At 69.2% G+C, this 21,912-nt stretch carries 19 protein-coding genes and 1 riboswitch; of the genes, 16 read left to right on the top strand and 3 right to left on the bottom strand.

Annotated elements, in window-relative coordinates; genetic code table 11:
- The first annotated feature begins 10 nt into the window (after positions 1–10).
- The 11 genes from cbiB (at position 11) to cobO (ending at position 14,166) form a co-directional block, all read left to right on the top strand.
- Positions 11–943 carry an adenosylcobinamide-phosphate synthase CbiB gene (gene cbiB / locus BMZ02_RS13700; RefSeq protein WP_091644903.1) on the top strand — a complete coding sequence of 311 codons (933 nt, stop codon included), beginning with the start codon at positions 11–13 and terminating at the stop codon, positions 941–943.
- A complete protein-coding gene (cobD, locus tag BMZ02_RS13695; protein ID WP_091644902.1) occupies positions 916–1,902 on the top strand; it encodes a threonine-phosphate decarboxylase CobD in 987 nt (328 codons plus the stop codon). The genes cbiB and cobD overlap by 28 nt, the downstream gene beginning before the upstream one ends.
- Before the next feature lie 23 nt (positions 1,903–1,925).
- A riboswitch (cobalamin riboswitch) is annotated at positions 1,926–2,169 on the top strand.
- Between the two features lie 120 nt (positions 2,170–2,289).
- Complete coding sequence (locus tag BMZ02_RS13690; protein ID WP_091644900.1) at positions 2,290–4,110, top strand: TonB-dependent receptor domain-containing protein; 1,821 nt, start codon at positions 2,290–2,292, stop codon at positions 4,108–4,110.
- A 6-nt stretch (positions 4,111–4,116) separates the two neighbouring features.
- On the top strand, positions 4,117–8,574 hold the full coding sequence (locus BMZ02_RS13685; RefSeq protein ID WP_091644969.1) for a cobaltochelatase subunit CobN: 4,458 nt from the start codon (positions 4,117–4,119) through the stop codon (positions 8,572–8,574).
- Between the two features lie 172 nt (positions 8,575–8,746).
- Positions 8,747–9,193 (top strand): MotA/TolQ/ExbB proton channel family protein, encoded by a 447-nt coding sequence (locus BMZ02_RS13680; protein ID WP_091644898.1) that lies wholly within the window; start codon positions 8,747–8,749, stop codon positions 9,191–9,193.
- Complete coding sequence (locus BMZ02_RS13675) at positions 9,190–9,489, top strand: DUF2149 domain-containing protein (protein ID WP_091644897.1); 300 nt, start codon at positions 9,190–9,192, stop codon at positions 9,487–9,489. The genes BMZ02_RS13680 and BMZ02_RS13675 overlap by 4 nt, the downstream gene beginning before the upstream one ends.
- A gap of 4 nt (positions 9,490–9,493) precedes the next feature.
- The gene (locus BMZ02_RS13670; protein ID WP_425425088.1) at positions 9,494–10,405 is read left to right on the top strand and encodes a cobalamin-binding protein; all 912 of its coding nucleotides are present in this window, start codon (positions 9,494–9,496) and stop codon (positions 10,403–10,405) included.
- A gap of 52 nt (positions 10,406–10,457) precedes the next feature.
- Positions 10,458–11,417 carry a FecCD family ABC transporter permease gene (locus BMZ02_RS13665; protein WP_091644967.1) on the top strand — a complete coding sequence of 320 codons (960 nt, stop codon included), beginning with the start codon at positions 10,458–10,460 and terminating at the stop codon, positions 11,415–11,417.
- On the top strand, positions 11,417–12,238 hold the full coding sequence (locus BMZ02_RS13660) for an ABC transporter ATP-binding protein (RefSeq protein ID WP_091644894.1): 822 nt from the start codon (positions 11,417–11,419) through the stop codon (positions 12,236–12,238). The genes BMZ02_RS13665 and BMZ02_RS13660 overlap by 1 nt, the downstream gene beginning before the upstream one ends.
- Positions 12,231–13,562, top strand: a complete 1,332-nt coding sequence (locus BMZ02_RS13655) for a cobyrinic acid a,c-diamide synthase CobB (protein ID WP_091644892.1) — start codon at positions 12,231–12,233, stop codon at positions 13,560–13,562. The genes BMZ02_RS13660 and BMZ02_RS13655 overlap by 8 nt, the downstream gene beginning before the upstream one ends.
- Positions 13,555–14,166: a cob(I)yrinic acid a,c-diamide adenosyltransferase gene (gene cobO / locus BMZ02_RS13650; RefSeq protein ID WP_091644890.1), complete on the top strand. Its 612-nt coding sequence runs from the start codon at positions 13,555–13,557 to the stop codon at positions 14,164–14,166. Before BMZ02_RS13655 ends, cobO begins: the two co-directional genes overlap by 8 nt.
- 88 nt (positions 14,167–14,254) lie before the next feature.
- On the opposite strand, the gene BMZ02_RS13645 is transcribed toward cobO, so the two are convergent.
- Positions 14,255–15,232, bottom strand: coding sequence for an IS110 family RNA-guided transposase (locus BMZ02_RS13645; RefSeq protein ID WP_171909930.1), 978 nt, complete (start codon positions 15,230–15,232; stop codon positions 14,255–14,257).
- Between the two features lie 338 nt (positions 15,233–15,570).
- Between BMZ02_RS13645 and BMZ02_RS13640 the strand changes: the two genes are divergently transcribed.
- Complete coding sequence (locus BMZ02_RS13640; RefSeq protein WP_091644886.1) at positions 15,571–17,022, top strand: cobyric acid synthase; 1,452 nt, start codon at positions 15,571–15,573, stop codon at positions 17,020–17,022.
- A 111-nt stretch (positions 17,023–17,133) separates the two neighbouring features.
- Complete coding sequence (locus tag BMZ02_RS13635; RefSeq protein WP_091644885.1) at positions 17,134–18,129, top strand: 3-oxoacyl-ACP synthase III family protein; 996 nt, start codon at positions 17,134–17,136, stop codon at positions 18,127–18,129.
- 136 nt (positions 18,130–18,265) lie between these two features.
- Here BMZ02_RS13635 and BMZ02_RS13630 read toward each other — a convergent pair whose 3' ends face one another.
- Both BMZ02_RS13630 and BMZ02_RS13625 read right to left on the bottom strand, forming a co-directional pair.
- The gene (locus tag BMZ02_RS13630) at positions 18,266–18,748 is read right to left on the bottom strand and encodes a cupin domain-containing protein (protein ID WP_091644883.1); all 483 of its coding nucleotides are present in this window, start codon (positions 18,746–18,748) and stop codon (positions 18,266–18,268) included.
- A 32-nt stretch (positions 18,749–18,780) separates the two neighbouring features.
- Complete coding sequence (locus tag BMZ02_RS13625) at positions 18,781–19,578, bottom strand: methyltransferase domain-containing protein (protein ID WP_091644882.1); 798 nt, start codon at positions 19,576–19,578, stop codon at positions 18,781–18,783.
- Positions 19,579–19,743: 165 nt separating this feature from the next.
- On the opposite strand from BMZ02_RS13625, the gene BMZ02_RS13620 reads away from it, so the two are divergent.
- The 3 genes from BMZ02_RS13620 to BMZ02_RS13610 are packed head-to-tail and all read left to right on the top strand — an operon-like array spanning position 19,744 to position 21,901.
- Positions 19,744–20,403 (top strand): RNA polymerase sigma factor, encoded by a 660-nt coding sequence (locus BMZ02_RS13620; protein ID WP_091644881.1) that lies wholly within the window; start codon positions 19,744–19,746, stop codon positions 20,401–20,403.
- The gene (gene rsrA / locus BMZ02_RS13615) at positions 20,400–20,636 is read left to right on the top strand and encodes a mycothiol system anti-sigma-R factor (protein ID WP_091644879.1); all 237 of its coding nucleotides are present in this window, start codon (positions 20,400–20,402) and stop codon (positions 20,634–20,636) included. The genes BMZ02_RS13620 and rsrA overlap by 4 nt, the downstream gene beginning before the upstream one ends.
- A 29-nt stretch (positions 20,637–20,665) precedes the next feature.
- Positions 20,666–21,901 (top strand): MerC family mercury resistance protein, encoded by a 1,236-nt coding sequence (locus BMZ02_RS13610; protein WP_091644877.1) that lies wholly within the window; start codon positions 20,666–20,668, stop codon positions 21,899–21,901.
- Positions 21,902–21,912: the final 11 nt, after the last annotated feature.

The following is a 21,912-nucleotide window of genomic DNA, read 5'->3' as shown; positions in this document are numbered from 1 at the left end:
CGAGGACGCCTTGCTTACCGCGCTTGTCTGTATCGGCGCTGTCATTCTGGATACGCTGCTGGGGGAGCCCCGGCGGCTGCACCCGCTGGTGCTGTTCGGGGCACTGGCGGATGCCGTCGAGCGCCGTTTCAACCCGGACGGGCACGGCAGCATCGCGTCCGGCCTGACGGCAGCCGCCGTGTTGCTGGCACCGCCCGTCCTTGTCGCCGTGGTACTGGCGCTGGTGTTGCCGCCGGTCGTGTTGGTGGCCCTGGAGATTGTGGTGCTGTATCTCGCCATCGGCCCGCGCAGCCTGGGAGATCACGCCCGCGCCGTCGCCACACCGCTGATCCACGGCGACCTTGCCGGTGCCCGAGACGCCGTGGGCGCCATGGTCAGCCGCGACACCCGGGCGCTGGATCAACGGGGCGTTGCCGGGGCGGCGTCCGAGTCGGTCCTGGAGAACGGCGCCGACGCCGTCTTCGCCAGCCTGTTCTGGTACCTGGTCGCGGGCCTGCCGGGCGTAATCCTGCACCGCCTGGTGAATACCCTGGACGCCATGTGGGGCTATCGGACACCGCGCTACCTGTTGTTCGGCCGCGTGGTCGCGCGGCTCGACGATGCGCTCAACTGGATACCGGCGCGGCTGACGGCGCTGGCCTACGCCGCCTCTGGCCGCACCGCCACGGCCCTGTCCTGCTGGTTCCGCCAGGCGGGCGCGTGGGAGAGCCCCAACGCCGGGCCGGTAATGGCCGCGGGCGCCGGCGCGCTTGGTGTCACCCTCGGCGGCGCCGCGCCCTACCGGGACGGCTGGCGGGAACGCCCACCCCTGGGCGAAGGTCCGCCACCAGACGGCGCCACCATCGACGCCGCGGTCGTGCTGGTGCGCCGCGCCGTGTTCTGCTGGCTGGCCGTCATCCTATTGGGAGGCATGGCATGGTCCCTGATCACGGCGGCAGGCTGAACCGGGCGGCAGCCGCATACGGCATCCCCCTGGAACACTGGCTGGACCTCTCCACCGGCATCAACCCGTGGCCCTGGCCGGTGCCGGAAGTCCCCGGGTCGGTGTGGCAGCGCCTGCCCGAGGCGGACGACGACCTGCCGGCGATCGCAAGGGCGTGGGCGGGCGCCCCGGCTGCGGCCGGCTGCGTCACCACGGCCGGCTCCCAGGCGGTCATCCAGGCGCTACCACGACTGCGGGCGCCCTGCCGGGTCGGCGTACCCGCCCCCGGCTACGCGGAACACGCGTGGTGGTGGCGCCAGCAGGGTCATGCGGTGATCAATGTGCCCCACGACGATGTGGACGCGCATCTGGACCACCTGGACGTGCTGGTCTGGATACACCCGAACAACCCCACCGGGCTTACCGTCCCGACGGAGCGTTTGCTTGAGTGGCACCGTCGGCTGCAGGCGCGGGACGGCTGGCTAGTGGTGGACGAAGCCTTCATCGACCCGACACCCGCAGACAGCGTGGCGCCCGCCACGGGGCCGGACGGACTGCTGGTCATGCGGTCCCTGGGCAAGTTCTTCGGGCTCGCCGGCTTGCGGGGCGGCTTTCTGTTCGGCCCGGCGCCGCTCTGCGACCACCTCGACACGCTGCTTGGCCCCTGGGCCGTGAGCCACCCGGCACGCTGGGTCATGCGCCAGGCCCTGGCCGACCGCGCCTGGCAGGAGGCCAATCGCCGGCGTCTCGACGCCGGGGCGGCAGCCCTGGACCAGGTGCTCCGACGCCACGGGCTGACGCCCGCCGGAGGCACCAGCCTGTTTCGCTACTGCCCGCACGGCGAGTCGGCCGCGCTGCAGGATCGACTCGCCCGCGAGGGCATCCTGGTGCGCCTGTTCCAGGGGCCGGCCGCGCTGCGCTTCGGACTCGCCCCGGATGAAGCGGGGCTGGCACGGCTCGATACCGCCCTGTCGATTTGACTACCGGCACCCCCCTTGCTAGCGTCATTCGCCTCCCTGCAGGTGTCCCGTGCAGTACCAACCGGCTGTGACGGGATGAAACGGGAAGTCGGTACCGGCCCGCCTCACGGCACGCGGCCCCATTCCGACGCTGCCCCCGCAACGGTGTTTGAGTCAAAGGCGACCTCTCGGCCACTGTGCAATATGCACGGGAAGGCGGTCGCCCAGGGACGGGTCCACAGCTCCCCGCTCATCAGCCCGTAGACCGGCCTGCCGGGTTTGCCGCGCGTTGCGGAGGGCGACGCACAGGCCGGCAGACTCCGCCACTTGCCGCCTGATCGCCCCACCCACGCGCCACTATTACAGAACGATACGCCCGTGCGGGTGGCACGGCGAAAGGGGACAACCATGTACTTCAGCAAGCCTGCAGCTGCGGCCACGGTGGCCGTGTGTCTGGCGCCTCTGAGCGCCTCGGGGGACGACCCGATCCAGCTCAACCCCGTGGTGGTGACGCCGACGCTCTCCACCCAGACCGTGGACGAAAGCCTCAGCTCGGTCACTGTGATCGACCGCGAGACTCTGGACCGGCAGCAGCCACGGGAGCTTGGCGACATCCTGCGTGGTCAGCCCGGGCTCGACGTCCAGACCAACGGCTCCTTCGGCAAGGCCACCAGCGTCTATACGCGCGGCACCGGTTCCGAATCCACGATGCTGCTGATCGATGGTGTGCGCATTCGTTCGGCCACGACCGGCGGCGTGCCCTGGCAGTTCATCCCGCCACAGCTTCTCGATAACGTGGAGGTTGTCCGCGGGCCCAGGGCAAGCATCTACGGCGCCGACGCGGTCGGTGGGGTCGTGCAGGCGTTCACCCCGGACGGGCGAGACGGCGATCAGTACTGGATTCAAGGGGGCTATGGTTCATTCGATAGCAGCGAGATTGGTGCGGGCTTCGCGGGTGCGGCGGACGGCACGTCCTACAGCGTGAGCACCAACCGCTTCCATACGCGCGGCGCCCCGGTTCGGGAAGACGGGGACGACCGGGGGTTCGTCAACAACGCCAACGTTGGACGGCTTACCCATCAGTTCGATAACGGCACGGAGGTCGGCGTTCTCGGGTTTCGCGCCGAAGGCAACACGGAATTCGACGGCGGCGATACCGATTTTCTGAACCAGGCCATCGGCGCCCACACGCTGATCCCGATCGGCGCAGCATGGACCACCCGGCTGCAGATCAGCCAGGCCCGTGACGAACAGGAGAACTTCGAGGGATCCGGAATCTCGGTCTTCGATACCGAAACGCGCACCGCCCGGATGGAGAACACGGCCATCCACGGCAACAACGAAGTCGTCTTTGGTGCGGAGTTTCAGCGCGACGAGGTCGCGGGAACCACCGACTACGACGAGACCCGCCGTGATAATCGCGCCGCTTTCGGACAGTACCTGATCGGTGGTGACAACTCGGAGATCCAGCTCAGTGTGCGCCTCGATGATAACGAGGCCTTTGGTGACCGCGTCACCGGTGGCGCCGCATTCGGACAGGCGCTGGACGCCAATCACCGACTGCGTCTGAGCTACGGCACGGCATTCCGTGCGCCCACGTTCAACGACCTTTATTTCCCCTTTACCGATTACGGCGACGGCTTTATTTTCGAAGGCAACGACAACCTCTCCCCCGAGCGCTCCCAGACCGCGGAGATCGGCATAACCGGTCAATACCAGCATCTCCGCTGGGATCTTGCCGCCTACCAGAGTCACGTGGACGACCTCATCCAGAACGCCTTTGGAAACGACGGCGTCATGCGGCCCGAGAATGTCGACCGCGCCCGCATTCAGGGGCTGGAAGGCTCGCTGCAGACCCGCATCAGCGCGTGGGATGTGCAGGCCTCCGCGACGCTGACGGATCCGCGTGACCGCGACAGCGGTGAGCGCCTGGAGCGCCGCGCGACCAGAACGGCCCGTCTTGATCTCGACCGGTCCATCGGGACGGCTTCCGTCGGCGCCAGCGGGATCTTCCAGGGTGACCGCTACCAGGGCGATGACCGGCTGCCCGGCTTCGGCCTGATGAACCTGCGCGCCGGCTGGGAGTTTGCGCGCAACTGGTCTGCCCGGCTCACGATCGATAACGTCTTCGACACGGATTATGTCACGGCTCGGAACAGTACAAGCGACTTCGACTACAAGAACGCCGGCCGCACCGCCTTTCTCAGCGTCCGTTACGGGAACCGATAAATGATGATGCGATTCAGCGTGCTACTGCTGGCACTGCTGCTGCCAGGGATTGCCTCCGCCGCCACCATCGTCGGCATTGTCTCCGAACGCTCCGCCGCCGAAGTGGCGGCCGGGGCCCATGCCTTCGTGGACGCCCACCCCGAGCACGATGTGGTGCTGCGCACCCCGGAACAGCTGGCCGAGAAATCGGACGGCGAGGTGGCCGGGCTCTGGCGCGAGGCCGACGCCGTGTTCATGGCCGGCGTCTTCGGCGATCAGGTCGGGCGCATCGAGCGCCTGTTACGCGAGGCCAGCCCCGGCGCGGACGTGCCGGTGCTGGCCATGAACAGCGACCGCCGCATTACCCGGCTCTCGCGGCTGGACGGAGAGCCGGTGCTGGACGGCCTCTCCGACGAGGCCGTCAACGAGCTGGTAGCCAACCCGGATGCCGGCGAAGACCCCCGCGAGCATCTGGCCGCACAGCGCGACGCCTTCCCCGATCAGGCCGACTGGCTGAACGGGCGCGCGTTCTACCAGGGACGCAGCCCGGACCACATGGCCGGCATGATGGAGTGGCTGCTGGCTCATGCCGGTCACGACATGGAGGTGCCGGAGCCGCGCCCGCAGGACCCCATCCGCTACTACCGCAACGGCAAAGCCAGCGCCGACCCGGCGGACCTCGACCTGGACGACGGGCCCGCCGTGGCACTGCTGGATGGCAACACCGGCGACCGGCCTGGCGACCGGGCACTGCTGGACGCCGCCTGTGAGGCCCTCGAGGAGCGTGGCATCCAGTGTTTCGCCGTGCTGGCCCGCTGGGGTGGCGCCAGCGTCGAGGCGGTGGAGACCCTCGCCGAGCGCAGCGCACCGGCGGAGCTGACCGGCGTGGTCAGCCTCAAGTACTTCACCGTGGGGGGCGGCGAGGGCCGGCGGGACGTCACCGAGGCGTTCGGCGCCCTGGACGTGCCCGTGGTCAAGGGCATCCGCCTCAGCGACCTCACCGAGCCGGAGTGGCAACTGTCGGAAGAGGGCATCCCCTGGGACAACGTCCACTACCAGCTCGCCATGCCCGAGCTGCAGGGCATCAGCCAGCCCATGGTGCTGGCAACGGCCGAATCGCCTGAGACCGACGACGCCACCGGGGTGACACTCAAGCTCACCCGCCCGGTCCCGGAGCGGGTCGAGGCGATGGCGGACCGCATGCAGCGCTGGCAGCGGCTGCAGACGGCCGACAACGCCGACAAGCGGGTCGCGCTGGTCTACTACAACCACCCGCCGGGGCGGCACAACGTCGGCGCCGATAAGCTCGACGTGCCCGAGTCCCTGTTCGAGATGCTCCAGCAGCTGAAGGCCGCCGGCTACGACACCGGCGAGCTGCCCGAGGACGCCGACGCCCTGCTGGACGAAATCCAGGACCGCGGCGTGAACCTCCAGGAGGACGCCGAAGGCCTGTCGGAACTGGCCGAGCGCGTGCCCACGCTCTCGACCGAGGACTATCTCGACTATTTCCACACCTTGCCGGAGACCATCCAGGCGGAGCTCGAGAACGGCCCCATCGGCTACGTGCACGCCCGGCTCATGGACGCCAAGGACCAGGAACAGCGCGCCCTGGCGGAACGGCTGCTGGAGCGCGGCCTCGGCGACGTCCGGCACATGCTCGAGAACTACGAGCACGCCCGTCAGAACCGCGCCCTGGACCTGCTCTCCCAGTACCAGCACGAATGGACCCGACTGCTCCAGCACGGTGGTGACACCGATGAGGTGACCAGCCTGCGCGACGCGCTGATCCGCACCGGCATCCCGGGCCTCACCGGCTGGGGCGACGCCCCCGGCGAGGCCATGGTCCGCGACGGCGAGATGGTCTTCCCCGGCATCCGTTTCGGCAACGTGTTCATCGGCCCGCAGCCACCCCGGGGCTGGGAAGTCAGCGAAGCGCTGCTGCACGCCAACACCACATTCCCGCCCACCCACCACTACATGGGCTTCTATCACTGGCTGCGGGACGGCTTCGAGGCGGATGCGCTGGTCTACGTGGGCCGCCACTCCACCCGCGAATTCCTGCCGCGGCGGCGCGCCGGTCTGGCCGCCGACGACTACCCGGAACTGCTGGGCGGCGACCTGCCGGTGATCTACCCCTACATCGTCGACGGCGTGGGCGAGGGCATCCAGGCCAAACGCCGCGCCATGGGGGTGATGATCAGCCACCTCACGCCGCCGCTGGAGGCAACCGAGCTCTACGACGAGCTGCTGGAACTGCGCCAGTTGGTGGAGACCTTCGAGTCCGCCACCGACCCGGACTCGCCCACCCGCGACCGGGCGGTGGCGACCCTGCGCGAGCGTATCGAGGCGCTGGATCTCACCGAGGAGATCGAGCACGAGCTGGAGCACGGTCATCACCACCACGATCACGGCCATGACGACGATCACGGTGACCACGATCACAACGGCGACCATGACCACGATCGCGATCACGACCATGGCCGCCACGACGATGATCATGCCGATGACGATGATCACCATCACGATCACGGCCAGGACCATGGCGAGGATTCCGGCGGTGACCTGGCCGACGTGGACGACGAGCTGCTGGTCCACGAAGTGGGCCACTACGTGACCCATATGCAGGAGCAGTTCATGCCCATCGGCCTGCACGTATTCGGCCGGGACTGGGACGACGACGCCGTGGAGACCATGCTTGACTCCATGGCGGGCGACGAGGACCCGGAAGCGGGCTGGCGCGAGGATCTGGTCAACTCCACCGCCAACGAGCGCAACAACCTGCTCGCCGCCCTGGATGGGCGTTTCGTGGAGCCGGGCCATGGCAACGACCCGGTGCGCACCCCCGAGGTGCTGCCCACCGGGCGCAACTTCCACGCGCTGTCCGGCGATCTGGTGCCCACCCGCGTGGCCTGGTCCCTGGGTCAGGAAATGGCGGTGGATGCCCGCGAGCGCGGCGATCCGGAAGCCGAGGGCAGCGAGGCCATCGTGCTGTGGGCCTCCGACACCGTGCGCGACGAGGGCGTCATGATCGCCTTCGGCATGGACATGCTCGGGGTGCGGCCCAAGTGGAACTCCCGCGGCATTGTCGAGGGCCTGGAGCGCAAGCCCCTGGAGGACCGCTCCCGTCGCCGGGACGCCCTGTTCACCACCTCCGGGCTGTTCCGTGACCTCTACGAGGACCAGCTCGTGTGGCTGGACAAGGCCGTGCGCGTGGCCCTGGATGGTGCCTCCGAGACCATCCGCGCGGAACACCCGCAACTGGACGGCGCCCTGGACGAGGCCCTGCGCCCGCTGCCGGAGGACCTGCGTGACCCGGGCGACGAGGCCCTGAGCGAGAACGACGTGGCCGCCCGCTGGGTGGAAGACACGCGCACGCTGATGGACGACGGTGCCGATGCCGCCGACGCCGGCCGCGACGCCGCCCTGCGCGTGTTCGGCACCGCCCCCGGCGCCTACGGTGCCGGCGTGAACCGCCTGGCCGAGCGCTCCGGCGCCTGGGAGGACCGCAGCGAGGTGGCCGCCGCCTACGCCCGGCGCATGGGCCACGCCTACGGCACCGAGGCCAGCGGCGACCCCGCCCATGACGCCTTCGAGAGCCGCCTGGGCGCCGTCGGGCGCACCTACCTGGGCCGGGCCAGCCATGTCTACGGTCTGCTGGACAATGACGACGGCTTCGACTTCCAGGGCGGTCTTTCGCTGGCGGTGGAGAACCTCACCGGTACCGCGCCCGACAACCGCGTGCTCATGCACGCCGACGCGGACAACCCCCGCGTGGAGTCCCTGCAGCGCGCCCTGCTGGGCGAGCTGCGCGGTCAGAACCTGAACCCGCAGTGGCTGGAGCCACTCATGGATCACGGCTACGCCGGGGCCCGGACCATGGGCGCGGACTTCCTGGACAACCTCTGGGGCTGGCAGGTCACCAACCCCGACGTGGTCCGCTCCTGGGTCTGGGATGCGGTCCACGATGTCTACTTCGCCGACAGCCACGGCATCGGGCTCGACGACTTCCTGGAGGAAGACCACAACATCCACGTGAAGATGCACATGCAGGCGGTCACCCTGGTGGCCGCCCACCGCGACTTCTGGGATGCCGACGAGGAGATCCTGGAGGAACTCATCCAGGACTTCGCCGAGTCGGTGGTGGAGCATGGCCTTCCCGGTGGCGGTCACACCCGGCCCGACCACCCCACCATGGACTGGGTGGCCGAGCAGATCGGCGACGAGGAACTGCAGGCGGCCTTCGACGGCGTGCGCGCCACGGCGCAGGTGGAACAGGCCGAGCGGGACCTGGACCCGGCCACCGTGGCCGAGATCGACATCACGGACGACCTGGCCGAGGCCGCCGACGACGCGGCGGAGGAGCAGGCGGCCGAGGAAGAGGGTGATGAGGCCGCCGAGGGCGGGCTGGTGCTGCTGCCCTGGCTGGTGGCGGCCGCAGCACTGCTCCTGCTGGCCGGAGGGATCGTCGCGGGCCGGCGGCTGTAACTCACGGGTGGCGACTGACGCCGCTCCCAAGGCCCGTAGGGTGGACCTTCAGGTCCACCTTCGATGAACCGGGCTGAACTGGTGGACCTGAAGGTCCACCCTACGGGGCTACGGCCTACTGTAGGAGCGACGTCAGTCGCGACCACCGCAACACGCATCAACGAGGTCAACGATGTTCACATCGGCAACACTGGAAATCATGGACGCGGTGGTGGGCTGGCTACTGGAGCCGGTGATCATTGCGCTGCTGGCCCTGGTCGCACTCGCGCTGTGGGAACTGGGCCTCGCGCTGGGCGAGCGCACCGGCGGCCTGCGGCGCATGGAGGCGAAAGGTGACGCGCAGGCCGTCGCGCGCCGTGCGCAGCGCCGTATCGACCGCGCCGACCTGCTGGCGCGGGTGGGGCCGATGCTCGGCCTCATGGGCACGCTGATCCCCCTGGGGCCGGGCCTGGCCGCGCTGGGCCGTGGCGAGCTGGATGTCCTGGCCCAGGCCGTCACCGTGGCGTTCAACACCACCGTGCTCGGGCTGCTGATCGGCATTCTCGGTTTTCTCGTCGGCCGCCTGCGCCGGCGCTGGTATGACGCGGCCATGGAGCGGCTGGAAGGAGCGCAGTCGTGAGCGTACCGGCCTACCGCCGCAGCCGATTCGATGCCGGCGACGACGATCCCATGGGGCCGCTCGCCAATCTGGCGGATATCATGCTGGTCTTCGCCGTGGGGCTGATGGTCGCGCTGGCCGCGTCCAGTGACGGCCTGGAACAGGCCAGCGAAGGCGGCGTCGATGTTGACGCGGGCCGGGAACTACCCGACGTGCCGGACGGCGCCGGCGAGGCGGGCAGCGGCTACGAATCCGTGGGTCAGGTCTACCGTGATCCGGAAACCGGGCGACTGATCATGATCGGAGGAGAGGATTGAGATGATCGCAACCACCACAGCGCGCACCCCGCTGCGCATCCTGGCCGGCCTGGTCGTCTCGGGCGCCCTCGGCCCGTGGCAGGTCAACGCGGCGGACGGGCCCTGCGTCACCGACGATGCCGACCGCGAGGTCTGCCTCGACGCCCCGGCGGAGCGCATTGTCTCCCTGTCGCCCGGCGCCACGGAGCTGCTGTTCGCCGCCGGTGCCGGCGACGCCGTGGTGGGCGCCGTGACCTACAGCGACTACCCGCCGGAGGCCGAAGACGTCCCGCGCGTGGGCAGCTACAAGCGTCTGGACATGGAAACCCTGCTCGCCCGGGAGCCGGACCTGGTCGTGGGCTGGATCACCGGCAACCCCTCGGAGCAGCTGGAGCGGCTGCAGGAGCTGGACCTGCCGCTCTACCTCTCCGAACCCCGCGAGCTGGACGACATCGCCAGCACGCTGGAGCGCCTCGGCGTGCTGGCCGGCACCGCTGACCATGCCGCCGACGAGGCGGCGGCCTTCCGTGACGCCATTGACGGCATCCGTGACCAGTACGCCGACGCCGACCCGGTGCGCGTGTTCTATCAGGTCTGGGACGACCCGCTCATGACCGTCAACGATGATCACCTCATCAGCCAGGCAGCCGCCCTGTGCGGTGGCGACAATGTCTTCGGCGAGCTGGGCAGCCTGACCCCACGGATCGACACGGAGTCGGTGCTGGACCGCAACCCCGAGGCCATCATCGCCGGGGGCATGGGCGAGGCGGACGAAACCTGGCTGGAGCCCTGGCGTGCGTACGACAGCCTCACCGCCACCCGCCACGACAACCTGTTTTTCGTGCCCCCTTCCAGCATCCAGCGTCCGACACCGCGCGTGGCCGAGGGCAGCCGCATCCTCTGCGAGCAGCTGGAGAAGGCGCGTGAGCGCCGCTGACGGCGGCGTGTCTCCAGCCGCGTCGCCGGCCGCCGCGCTGGGAGCCGGGCGGCTGATCGCACCGCTGCTGACGCTGGCGGCAGTCGCCGTGGTCTCGCTGCTGGTTGCGGTCGCCATCGGCAGCGTGCACATACCGCCCGCCGACCTGTGGGCGGTGCTCACCGGCGACGGCTCGCCCCTGCACCGCACCCTGGTGCTGGAGCTGCGCGCGCCGCGCGCGCTGGCGGCATTCGCCGTGGGCGGCCTGCTGGCCGTGGCCGGGGCGCTGATGCAGGTGCTGCTACGCAACCCCCTGGCCGACCCTTACGTCCTCGGCCTCTCCGGTGGCGCGGCCGTGGGCGCCCTGGCCGCGATGCTGCTCGGGCTTGGCGCGGCGGCCGTCTCGGGCTCCGCGTTCGTGGGCGCGCTGCTGTCGACCGTGCTGGTGTTCGGGCTGGCCCATGGCACCGGCAGCTGGACGCCGACGCGACTACTGCTCACCGGCGTGGTGGTCGCCGCGGGCTGGGGTGCGGTCATCACCTTCATGCTGGCCGTCGGCCCCACGGAACGGTTGCCCGGCATGTTGTACTGGTTGATGGGTGATCTCACCTACGCGCGCACCCCCTGGGTCGCCTTCGCCACCCTGCTGGGGATCTGCCTGCTGCTGATGCCCCTGGGGCGCAGCCTCAACGTGCTGGCCCGTGGCCCCATGCAGGCCGCCGCCCTGGGGGTACCGGTGCGGGGACTGGAGTGGTCCATCTACGTGGGCGCCAGCCTGATCACCGCCGTGGCGGTGACCACCGCCGGCAGCATCGGCTTCGTCGGCCTGGTGGTGCCGCACATGCTGCGCCTGGTGCTGGGCAACGACCAGCGGCTGATCCTCCCCGCCGCCGCGCTGGCCGGTGGTGCCCTGCTGGTGCTGGCGGATACCCTGGCGCGCACCATGATCGCGCCGGAACAGCTCCCGGTTGGCGTCATCACCGCACTGCTTGGGGTGCCCACGTTCCTCTACCTGCTCTACCGGAGCCGTTGATGACCACGCTGAGCACACGCAACCTGGTGATCGATATCCCGGAGCGTGCGGATGGCACGGCGCTGGAGCTGACCATCGCGCCCGGCCAGATCTGGGGCGTGCTCGGGCCGAACGGCGCCGGCAAGACCACCCTGCTGCACACCCTTGCGGGGCTGCGGGCACCCCGCCACGGCAGCGTGCTCCTGGACGGGGAAGCGCTCCGCGGCCAGCGCCGCAAGCGCGTGGCCCGCGCCCTCGCCGTGGTCTTCCAGGAACGCCAGGACGGCTTTCCCGCCACAGTCCTGGAGACCGTGCTGATCGGCCGGCACCCCTACCTGTCGCCCTGGGACATGGAGACCGCCGACGACGTCGCCATTGCCCGAAGGGCGCTGGCGCGCGTCGCCCTGGACGGGCTGGAGTCACGGCTGGTCAGTACGCTCTCCGGCGGCGAACGCCAGCGCGTGGCCATTGCAACGGCCCTGGCCCAGACCCCGGACATCTGGCTTGCCGACGAACCCACCAACCACCTGGACCTGCGCCATCAGGTGGCCGTGATGGATCTGCTGCGCAGTGAGGCGGAGGCAGGCCGCGGCGTCTTTCTCTGCCTGCACGACATCAACCTGGCAGCGCGCTGGTGCGACCATCTGCTGCTGCTCTACCCGGACGGCGAGGCGTGCTGGGGCCCGGCCGAGCGCATGCTGGTGCCCGAGGCGCTGGAGCGGCTCTACCAGCAGCCACTGGCCCGGGCCGAGGTGGATGGCGCCCAGGTCTTCGTCCCCGCCGGCGCCGGAGCCGTCCCGCCCGCGCGCCCCGAATCCCACGGGAGATCCGTTAATGAATGAAACACCCGTTCGTGGAGCGGCGCCGGCCGCGCTGATCAGCGCGCCGGGCTCCGGCTCCGGAAAATCCATGATCACCGCCGCACTGGCGCGGCTGCACCGGAACGCCGGCCGCGACGTGCGCGTGTTCAAATACGGCCCGGACTACCTGGACCCCATGGTGCTGGAGCGCGCCTCCGGCAATCCGGTCTACCAGCTCCACCCCTGGATGACCGGCATGGCCGAATGCCGGTGGCGTCTCGCGTCCGCTGCCGCCGAGGCGGATCTGGTGCTGGTGGAAGGGTCCATGGGCCTGTTCGACGGCGACCCCTGCAGCGCGGACCTGGCAGCAACCGCCGGCCTGCCGGTGGTGCCGGTGATCGACGCCAGCGGCATGGGCCAGACCTTCGGCGCCGTGGCGCTGGGACTGGATCTGTACCGCGACGATGTGTGCCTGTCCGGCGTCATCGCCAACCGCACCGGCAGCCCCGGCCACGGGAAAATGCTGGCGGACTCCCTGCCCGAGCGCATGCCGCTGCTGGGTGCCGTCCAGCGCAACGCATCTCTGCATGTGCCGGACCGCCATCTCGGGCTGGTGCAGGCGGGCGAGGTGGCGGACCTGGACGAGCGCCTGGATGCCGCCGCCGAGGTGCTGCGGGAGGCGGGGCTGGACACCCTGCCGGCCACCGTGGAGCTGGCCAGCGAACCACTGCCGGCGCCGCCGCGGCTGCTGGAGGGACTGCGGATCGCCGTGGCCCGGGACGCCGCCTTCGCCTTCATCTACCGCGCCAACCTGGAACTGCTCGCCGCCATGGGGGCCGAGATCACCGAGTTCTCGCCCCTTACCGACCAGACACTGCCCGACTGCGACGCGCTGTGGCTGCCGGGCGGCTATCCGGAGCTGCACGCCCGCCAGCTCGCCGACAATCTGCCCATGCTGCTGGCCATCCGCGCCCACCACGCCGAGGGCAAGCCGATTCTGGCCGAGTGCGGGGGGCTGATGGCCTGCATGGACACGCTCACCGACGATGACGGCAACGGCCACCGCATGCTCGGGCTGCTGCCGGGGGAGGCGGTGATGGCCGGCAAGCTCACGGGCCTCGGTCTGCAATCCCTGACGCTTCCCAGCGGCGAGCTGCGCGGGCACACCTTTCACCACTCGCGGCTGGAGACGACGCTGGAGCCTGCCGCCCGCACCGTGCGCAACCGCACCGGCACCGCCGGGGAAGCCGTCTACCGCAACGGCACATTGACCGCCAGCTATTACCACGCCTATTTTCCGTCCGCGCCGGAGGCCGCAGCCGCCCTGTTCCGCGGAGCCGCACTGGAGGACCTGGACCATGCGTGACAACGCCAAGGACCCTGAACGCCACGCCGCGCGCATGGCGAAGAAGAAACGCGCCATCGAGGCACGCATGGCGCAGGCCCAGGAGGACAAAGGCGTCCTGCTGGTGCTCACCGGCCCCGGAAAGGGCAAGAGCAGCTCGGGCTTCGGTATGGTCGCCCGGGCGCTCGGCCACGGCATGAAGGTGGGGATCGTGCAGTTCATCAAGGGCAAGTTCGCCACCGGGGAAGAGCGCTTCTTCCGCGACCACCCCGACGTCACCTACCACGTCATGGGCGAGGGCTACACCTGGGACACCCAGGACCGCGCCCGGGACGAAGAGGCCGCCAGCGCGGCCTGGGAGAAGGCGGTGGCCATGCTGCGCGACCCCGCCTACGGACTGGTTCTGCTGGATGAGCTCAACATCGCCCTGCGCTACGAGTACCTGGACCAGGACCGTGTGCTGGACGACCTGATGGCCCGCCCGGAGATGCAGCACGTGGTGGTGACCGGGCGCAACGCCAAGCAGGAGCTGATCGACATCGCCGACACCGTCACCGAGATGCAGGTGGAGAAGCACGCCTTCAAGGATGGTGGCGTACGCGCGCAGAAGGGCGTCGAGCTCTGAAGTAGATACCGTCTTGCAGGTCAAGCGGTAGTCGCCGTAGGGCGGACCTTCAGGTCCGCCATCCCAGGCACCCCATGCCGTTTGGCCGTCAGGTCAAAGCGGGGTCGTAAGGGCGCTGGTTTTTGATGACGCCGAAGGCGATGTGGATGAGTTTACGCATGGCGGCACCGATGATGGCCATGTTGCTCTTTCCCTTGCTGCGCAGCCGCTGAGCCATTGCGCGGATATGGTGGTTATGGGTGAGCGCGACGATTGAGGGGAAGTAGAGTTTGGCCCGCAGGGGGGATGGGCCGATTTTGGCCAGCCGTGGCTGGGCATGGATGCTGGTGCCGGATTGCCTGTGTTTTGGAGCCAGGCCGAGGTAGGCGGCGGCCTGGGCGGCGGAGCCGAAGCTCCCCAGGGCGAAGAACGCTGTGAGATGGCGGGCGAGCTGCTCGCCGATGCCGGGGATGGACTCCAGGAGCTTGTGCGTGTCGCGCAGGTCTGGATGGCGGTCGATGTGGTGATCGATCTCCTGGCGCAACCGGTCGCGCTCGCGCTGCAGTGCGCCGATGACGGTGTGGTGAGAGCGCAGCACGTCGTCATTGCCCTGGATTGCGGCCTTCTCTCGGCGGTTGTACTCGCGCTGGATGTCGTCATCGAGCGCATCGAGGCGATCGAGCAGCGTGCGTAGCTGTTTGGCGTGAGCCGGTGGGGGTTGCCACCCTGCGGGGCGGCGTTCGTGGCCGAACAGCGCGAGCACGCGGCGGTCGTGGGCATCGGTTTTGGACTCGATGCCGCGGCTCTCGGCGAAGCGGCGCACGTGCTTGGGGTTGACCACCGAGACAGTGGCACCGGCGGCGATCAACGCCTCGGCGGCGGCTTCATGGTAGACGCCGGTGGCTTCCATGATGAAGTGCATCGCCTCGGGCGCGGCGCTGGTTTGGCGCTGCGCCCAGGTCAGCAGCGCATCGACGCCCTCGGGGCTGTTGCTGGCCGCCTTGGGCTTGGTCTTCTCCTCGGAGGGGTCCTTGAGGTAGGCGGCATGGAGTTTTTTCTTGCTGACATCGACACCGATGATGTGCATGGGAGACCTCTCGACCGACTTGCCTTGTACATGCAGGCTCACCGGGGCCATGCGACTCGCCCGGGGCCTTGGATACCGTTCAGACTCTGGACAGGTCAAAGAGAGGGCCGGGGGCTGAATCTACGTCGCGGAGTCAACGCTCTTCGGGTGGACTCGAGCTCACCCGGCCCATGTGTGGTCGTCCTCTTCCACACAACCGATAAGATACAAGGGTGGACCTTCAGGTCCACCATCCTGCAATCGACGGACCGAAACGGGTTGTCGACGCGTCGCGTGGTGGACCTGAAGGTCCACCCTACGATCTTGCGGCTTGCTACGGGTAACAACGAGACATCGCCATGCCGACACTCATGATCCAGGGCACCACCTCCGACGCCGGCAAGAGCACGGTGGTGGCCGCCCTGTGCCGGTGGCTGCGCAACCAGGGCGTGTCCGTGGCACCCTTCAAGCCCCAGAACATGGCCCTGAACAGCGCCGTCACCACGGACGGTGGCGAGATCGGCCGTTCCACGGCGCTGCAGGCGCTGGCCTGCGGCATCGAACCCCACAGCGACATGAACCCGGTGCTGCTCAAGCCCCAGAGCGACCGGGGCGCGCAGGTCATCCTGCGCGGGCAGGTCTACGGCAACATGGACGCGGTGGACTACCACGGCTTCAAGGCCAGTGCCCGGGAAGCCGTCATGGCGGCGTGGGAGAGCCTGTCCGCCCGCTACGACGTCGTCATCGCCGAGGGCGCCGGCAGCCCGGCGGAGATCAACCTGCGCGAGAATGACATTGCCAACATGGGCTTCGCGGAGGCGGCGGACTGCCCGGTCCTGCTGGTGGGCGACATCGACCGGGGCGGCGTCTTCGCGCAGCTCGTCGGCACCCTGGAGCTGGTGTCGGCGTCGGAGCGCGAGCGCATCCGCGCGTTCGTGATCAACCGCTTCCGCGGCGACCCGGCACTGCTGGACAGCGGCCTGGAGTGGCTGCACCGGCACACCGGGACGCCCGTGGCGGGTGTGCTTCCCTTCGTTCAGGGGCTGGTGCTGGACGCCGAGGACAGTATCGGCCGCACGGGCACGGCCGCCGGCACCGATGCCCTGCAGGTGGTGGTGCCCGCACTGCCGCGCATGAGCAATCACAACGATTTCGACCCCCTGCGGCTGCACCCGCGGGTGGCACTGCACTTCGTCGGCCCGGACCAGACCCCGCCGCCCGCGGACCTCATCATTCTGCCCGGCAGCAAGAGCACGCGCACGGATCTCGCCTGGTTGCGTGACCAGGGCTGGGAAAGGGTGCTGCACCGACACCTGCGCTACGGCGGGCACGTACTCGGCATCTGCGGCGGCTATCAGATGCTCGGCCACAGTGTGGCCGACCCGGACGGCCTGGAAAGCGCCCCCGGCACCACCCCGGGGCTCGGTTTACTGGCGCTGGAGACGCGCCTGATCCCGGGCAAACAACTGCGGCAGGTCTCCGGCACGGTGGAGCCGGAAGGCGCGCCTCTCACCGGGTACGAGATCCACAACGGCATCACCACGGGCTCCGATCTGGCACGACCGCTGGTCCGGCTGGGGGACCGCGCCGACGGCGCCGTGAGTGCGGACGGCCAGGTGGCGGGGTGTTACGTCCACGGCCTGTTCGACGCGCCGGAGGCCGCCAACGCGCTGCTGGCGCGCGCCGGGCTGGCTGTCGGTGATGCGGTGGATTACCAGCAGCACCGGGAGCAGGAGCTGGACCGGCTCGGCGATCTGGTAGCCGCGCACCTGGATACGCGGCTGCTGGCGGAACTGCTTCACATCCGGTAGATCCCGGCCCCATTGCACCGCACAAGGCCATTTTCTTGCCGGGGTGTTTGGGGTAATCTGGCCGTTCTCATGACAGTCGAGTCAGGTTTCTGTATCAGAGGTCCGTAACCCATGAATCGCCACGCCAAGATCGTCTCCACAGCACACTACCTGCCGGAGCGCTGCGTCACCAACGACGAGCTGAACGAGCGCTTCACCGCGCTGGACAAGCCCGAGGTGGTGGGCAAGCTCGCCGCGGGCACCGGCATCGACCAGCGCTGGTACGCGCCGGACGACTGGGCCTCCTCCGATCTGGCGCTGCCGGCGGCGAAGCAGGCACTGGAGAAGGCCGGCCGCAAGCCGGAGGATGTGGATCTCATCATCCTCGGCACCGACTCCCCGGACTACATCACGCCATCCACCTCCGTGGTGCTGCAGCAGAAGCTGGGTGCGAAACAGGCCGGCACTTTCGACGTCGCCTGCGCCTGCGCCTCGTTCCCCACCGCGCTGGCGAACGCCGCCGGGCTGCTGGCCACCAACAACCACTTCCGCACCATTCTCGTGGTGGGCGTCTACATGATGCGCAAGCTGGCCGACCCGAAGGACCCGACGGTGTTCTTCTACGGCGACGGCGCCGGCGCGGCCGTGGTCGAACCCTCCGAGGAGCCGGGCTTCATCGGCAGCTCGTTCCTGGCCGACGGCGACTACTCCGACTGCTGGGGCATCTACTCCGGCGGCACCGCCGAACCGGCCTCGGTGGAATCCGTCGAGGCGGGGCGCACCAACGTGCGCATGGTCAAGCGCTACCCCCCGGAGATCAACGACGAGGGCTGGCCGCTGCTGTTCAAGCGCCTCTCGGAGCAGAACGGCTTCACCGTCGACGACGTTGATCAGGTGATCTTCACCCAGGTGAACCGCCACACCGTGGAGCTGGCCGCCCAGAACATCGGCCTGCCGCTGGAGAAGGCCCCGATGATCATGCAGAAGTGGGGCTACACCGGCTCGGCCTGCATTCCCATGGCCCTGTCGAAGAGCGTGGACGAGGGGCGCATCAAGAGCGGCGATCTGGTGGTGATGATCGGCTCCGGTGTGGGCTACAACCAGGCCGCCGTGGCGTTCCGCATGTAGCCGGCAGACCGGTCGCGGGGAAGGCGTGCGCCCATGCGGTGGATGACCGGGTTCCGGCCCATGGCAGTCCGCCTCCCTCACGACCCTCGCCGGTGGTTGCGCCGCCACGGGGCTGCCGTGGCGGCGCGCATTACGGCTATTGCCGCGGATCGTCGTCCGGGTCCACGTACTCGATACCCCACGGCCCGGTCCCGTGCAGCTGGAAGATCACCTCGCCTTCGGCGTACCCGTACATCGGGGCCCCCGGCGGCATGATGAAGGTGCTCCCCTCGGGCAGCGCCGTGGTGTTGTCGGCGTCGAAGGTCTCACCATGGGCAAAGTGCAACGTCCCTTGAAGTATGGTGCCGCGCTCGTACGCCGGGTGAATGTGCGGCTTGACGCGATAGCCGTCCTCGAGGCGCAGGCGGAACGTGAACGGCTCCTCCTCGGCAAGGTCACCCTCGATGACGGCGATCTCCGCGCCGTCGCCCATGGACCCCACCGGGCCCCACTCCAGGTCCTCCGCCTTCACGAACACGTGTCCGTCGTGTTCGGCATTGTCGTGGCCGTCAGCGGCCATGGCGGTGGACAGGCCCAGCGTCAGGGCCGATGCAGCGATGATCAGGATGGACGGTTTCATGGCGGTTCTCCTTGGCGGTGATTGCTGTTGCTCTACGCTGGCTTGATCGCCAGCAGGTTGACGCTCTTCACGCCGTAGGCGCGGCTCGCACCCTGGGCGGCGTCGGTGAGGAAGCGGTACTGGGGGTTCTCGTCCACCGTGACCACTTCGAGCCCGGCCGCGGTGATGCCGCCGCTGTAATCGTCCTGCTGCATGGCGCCGCCGATGCAGGCCGCCCACAGGGTGGCGTCGCATTTCACCGTCTCCGGAAGCTGGCGCTCGGTGACGATGTCGGCCAGTGCCAGCCGCCCGCCGGGACGCAGAATGCGGGCGATTTCGGCGAACACCCGGTCCTTCTCGGCCGAAAGATTGATGACGCCGTTGCTGATCACCACGTCCACGGAGCCGGTGTCGAAGGGCGTTTCCTCGATGTAGCCGGCGTGGAAGGTGATGTTGGTGAACCCGTTTTCCCGGGCGAGGCGTGCGGCCTTCTCGCGCTGCTCGGCGGTCATGTCGAGCCCCATCACCCGGCCGGTCGGCCCGGTATACAGTGCGGCGAGGAAGGCGTCGGCACCGGAGCCGCTGCCCAGATCCACCACCGTCTCGCCGGCGCGGATGGCCGCCAGCGGCAGAAAGTGGCCCACCCCGGCAAAGGACTCCAGGGCCCGGCGGGGGATCCGGTCCAGATCCGTCGGCGGGTAGCCGAGCTCCTCGGCCAGGGGGCGGCCCATGGCGAAGTGGAAGTCGCCCTCGGGTTCCTTCGCCACCCGGCGGTACATGTCCTGAACCTTCCGGCGCAGGGCGTCCTGGTTCACCAGGCCCGATTCGCGGATTGCTGTTGCCGTCGTCATTGCCGTGTCTCCTCGGTCTCTCCGTTGTGGTTACCCGGGTATGCCCCGGGGTAATCGCAAGGACGCACGGCGGGGGGCAAATGGTTCCCACGAATTTCCGGGACAGGACACTAGACTTGTTAGTGACGGGACACTCGGGCCGACGTCCTCCATGCGGGGGCAGCAATGACAGCCGGTGAGAACAGCGAGACCCGGCAGCGCGAGGCGTTGCGCCGGCGTTTCGAGGAGGAACTGGAGGGCCTGCTGGACAGGCTCTACGGCACCGCGCTGCGCCTGACCCGTGACCCCGATGACGCCGAAGACGTGGTCGCCGAGGCGGTGGAACGGGCCTGGGAGAAGCTCCCCGAGCTGCGTGACTGGGCCCGTTTCGAGGGCTGGCTGTTCCGTATTCTCAACAACACCTTCGTGAGTCTCTGGCGGCGACGCCGGTGCCGGCAGGACCGCGAGACGCCCTGGGACGCGCTCCCGCCGGACGCCGGGGAGGCCACCTCCTTTTCCCTGTTTCACAAACTCCATCAGCCGTTTCTCCTGTGGTGGGGAACACCGGAGACACAGTTCGTGGACACGCTGGACCAGGACGACCTGGCCCGCGCCGTCGACGCCCTTCCGGACGCCTACCGGGTGGTGGTTGTACTGGTGGAACTGCAGGGGTATACCTACGAGGAGGCGGCGGCGCTGCTGGGGGTGCCGGTCGGGACGATCCGGTCCCGCCTGAGCCGCGGACGCGGGCTGCTGCAGAAAGCCTTATGGGACTACGGTCGGCAGGCGGAGCACGGCGGGCCGCCGCACCCGACCCGCCCGGGAACCGGCGAGGAGCCACAATGAGCCGGGATGATCTGACCTGCGAGGAGGTCCTGGAGCAGCTTTTCGCCTACCTGGACGAAGAACTGGACGACACCCGCCTGGCCGCCATCGACCGGCACCTGGAGCGCTGTCGTGACTGCTTCACCCGGGCGGAGTTCGAGAAGCACCTGCGCGAGCGCGTGTATCGAACGGGCACGGCACCCGCGCCGGAGCGCTTGCGCCAGCGCCTGAAAGAAGTGCTTGATCGATACTGATCCAGGCCCTTGGAGCGGAGGGCAATCCGATGGTGGCGATACTGGGGTATTCACGCCAGCAGATCGTCGCGGCCGTCCGGGACATGTACACCGCGGTGGCGGCGTCGCCGGATTCCCCTTTCCATTTCCCGGTGGGCCGAGCCGCCGCGACGGCCATGGGCTACCCGCACGACCTGCTCGACCGCCTTCCCGCCACTGCCGTCAGCGCTTTCGCCGGTGTCGGCTACCCCTTCTCCGGCAACGCCGTCCAGCCCGGCCACACCGTCCTCGACATCGGCGCCGGGGCGGGCTGCGACACCCTGGTCGCCGCGGAACACGTGGGGCCTGACGGCCACGTGATCGCCCTGGATCTCACCGGCGGCATGACACGGCGCATCCGCACCGCAGCCCGGGAAGCCGGCGCCGCCAACGTGAGCGTGGTGGAAGCCTCGGCGGAACGGTTACCCCTTGCCGATGAGAGCATCGACAGCATCACCAGCAACGGCGCGCTGAACCTGGTCCCGGACAAGCGGGGTGCCGTCGCCGAGATGTTCCGTGTGCTGCGCCCAGGTGGCCGGCTGCAGATCGCCGACGTGGTCATCCGCCGCCCGGTGACCGTGGACTGCAGCGACGACCCGCGCCTGTGGGTGGAGTGCGTGGTGGGCGCCACGGTGGACGAGGATCTGCTGGCCCTGTTCCGCGACGCCGGTTTCGAGGACATTCGCGTCGTTCGCTCGCTGGACTATTTCGCCCACAGCCCCAGTGCCCAGACCCGGGAAATCGCCGCGAGCTTCGGTGCACACTCCGTGGAACTGGCCATGCAGCGGGCGGAACGACCACCGGGCTTCCTCTGGCACTGGGCCCGCCGGCTGAATCCGGTCCGCGGCGTGAAATCCCTCTGGCGGCGCGGTGCCGGCGGCGTCGCCAGCCTCGCTCTGGCACTGCTGACCTGCTACGGCACCATGGCCGCCCTGGCCATGCTGGCGGCCACGGGGACCGCCGTCACCGTCGATGAGGGCCTGTGGGCGGCCCTGATCGGCGTGTTCGCCATCCTGACCGTCGTCGCCATCGCTCCCGGCATCCGCTATCACCGTAGTGCCGCGCCCGTGGTCGTGGGTGCGGCGGGCGCGCTGGTGGTGTGCTATGCCCTGTTCGTGCACTACACCATGGGCGTGGAGCTGGCAGGCTTCCTGGCCCTGGCCGTGGGCGTCGGCTGGGACATCCACCTGCGCCGGCGTGCCCAGGCGCGGGTATTGGGCGTGCAAGGGGCGGCGCGCCCTCGGTGATCCGGCCGCGC

The sequence above is a fragment of the Aquisalimonas asiatica genome, assembly GCF_900110585.1.
GTDB classification, from domain to species: domain Bacteria; phylum Pseudomonadota; class Gammaproteobacteria; order Nitrococcales; family Aquisalimonadaceae; genus Aquisalimonas; species Aquisalimonas asiatica.
Note: the sequence above shows the minus strand (reverse complement) of the source record. Positions and strands in the feature narration are given on the sequence as shown.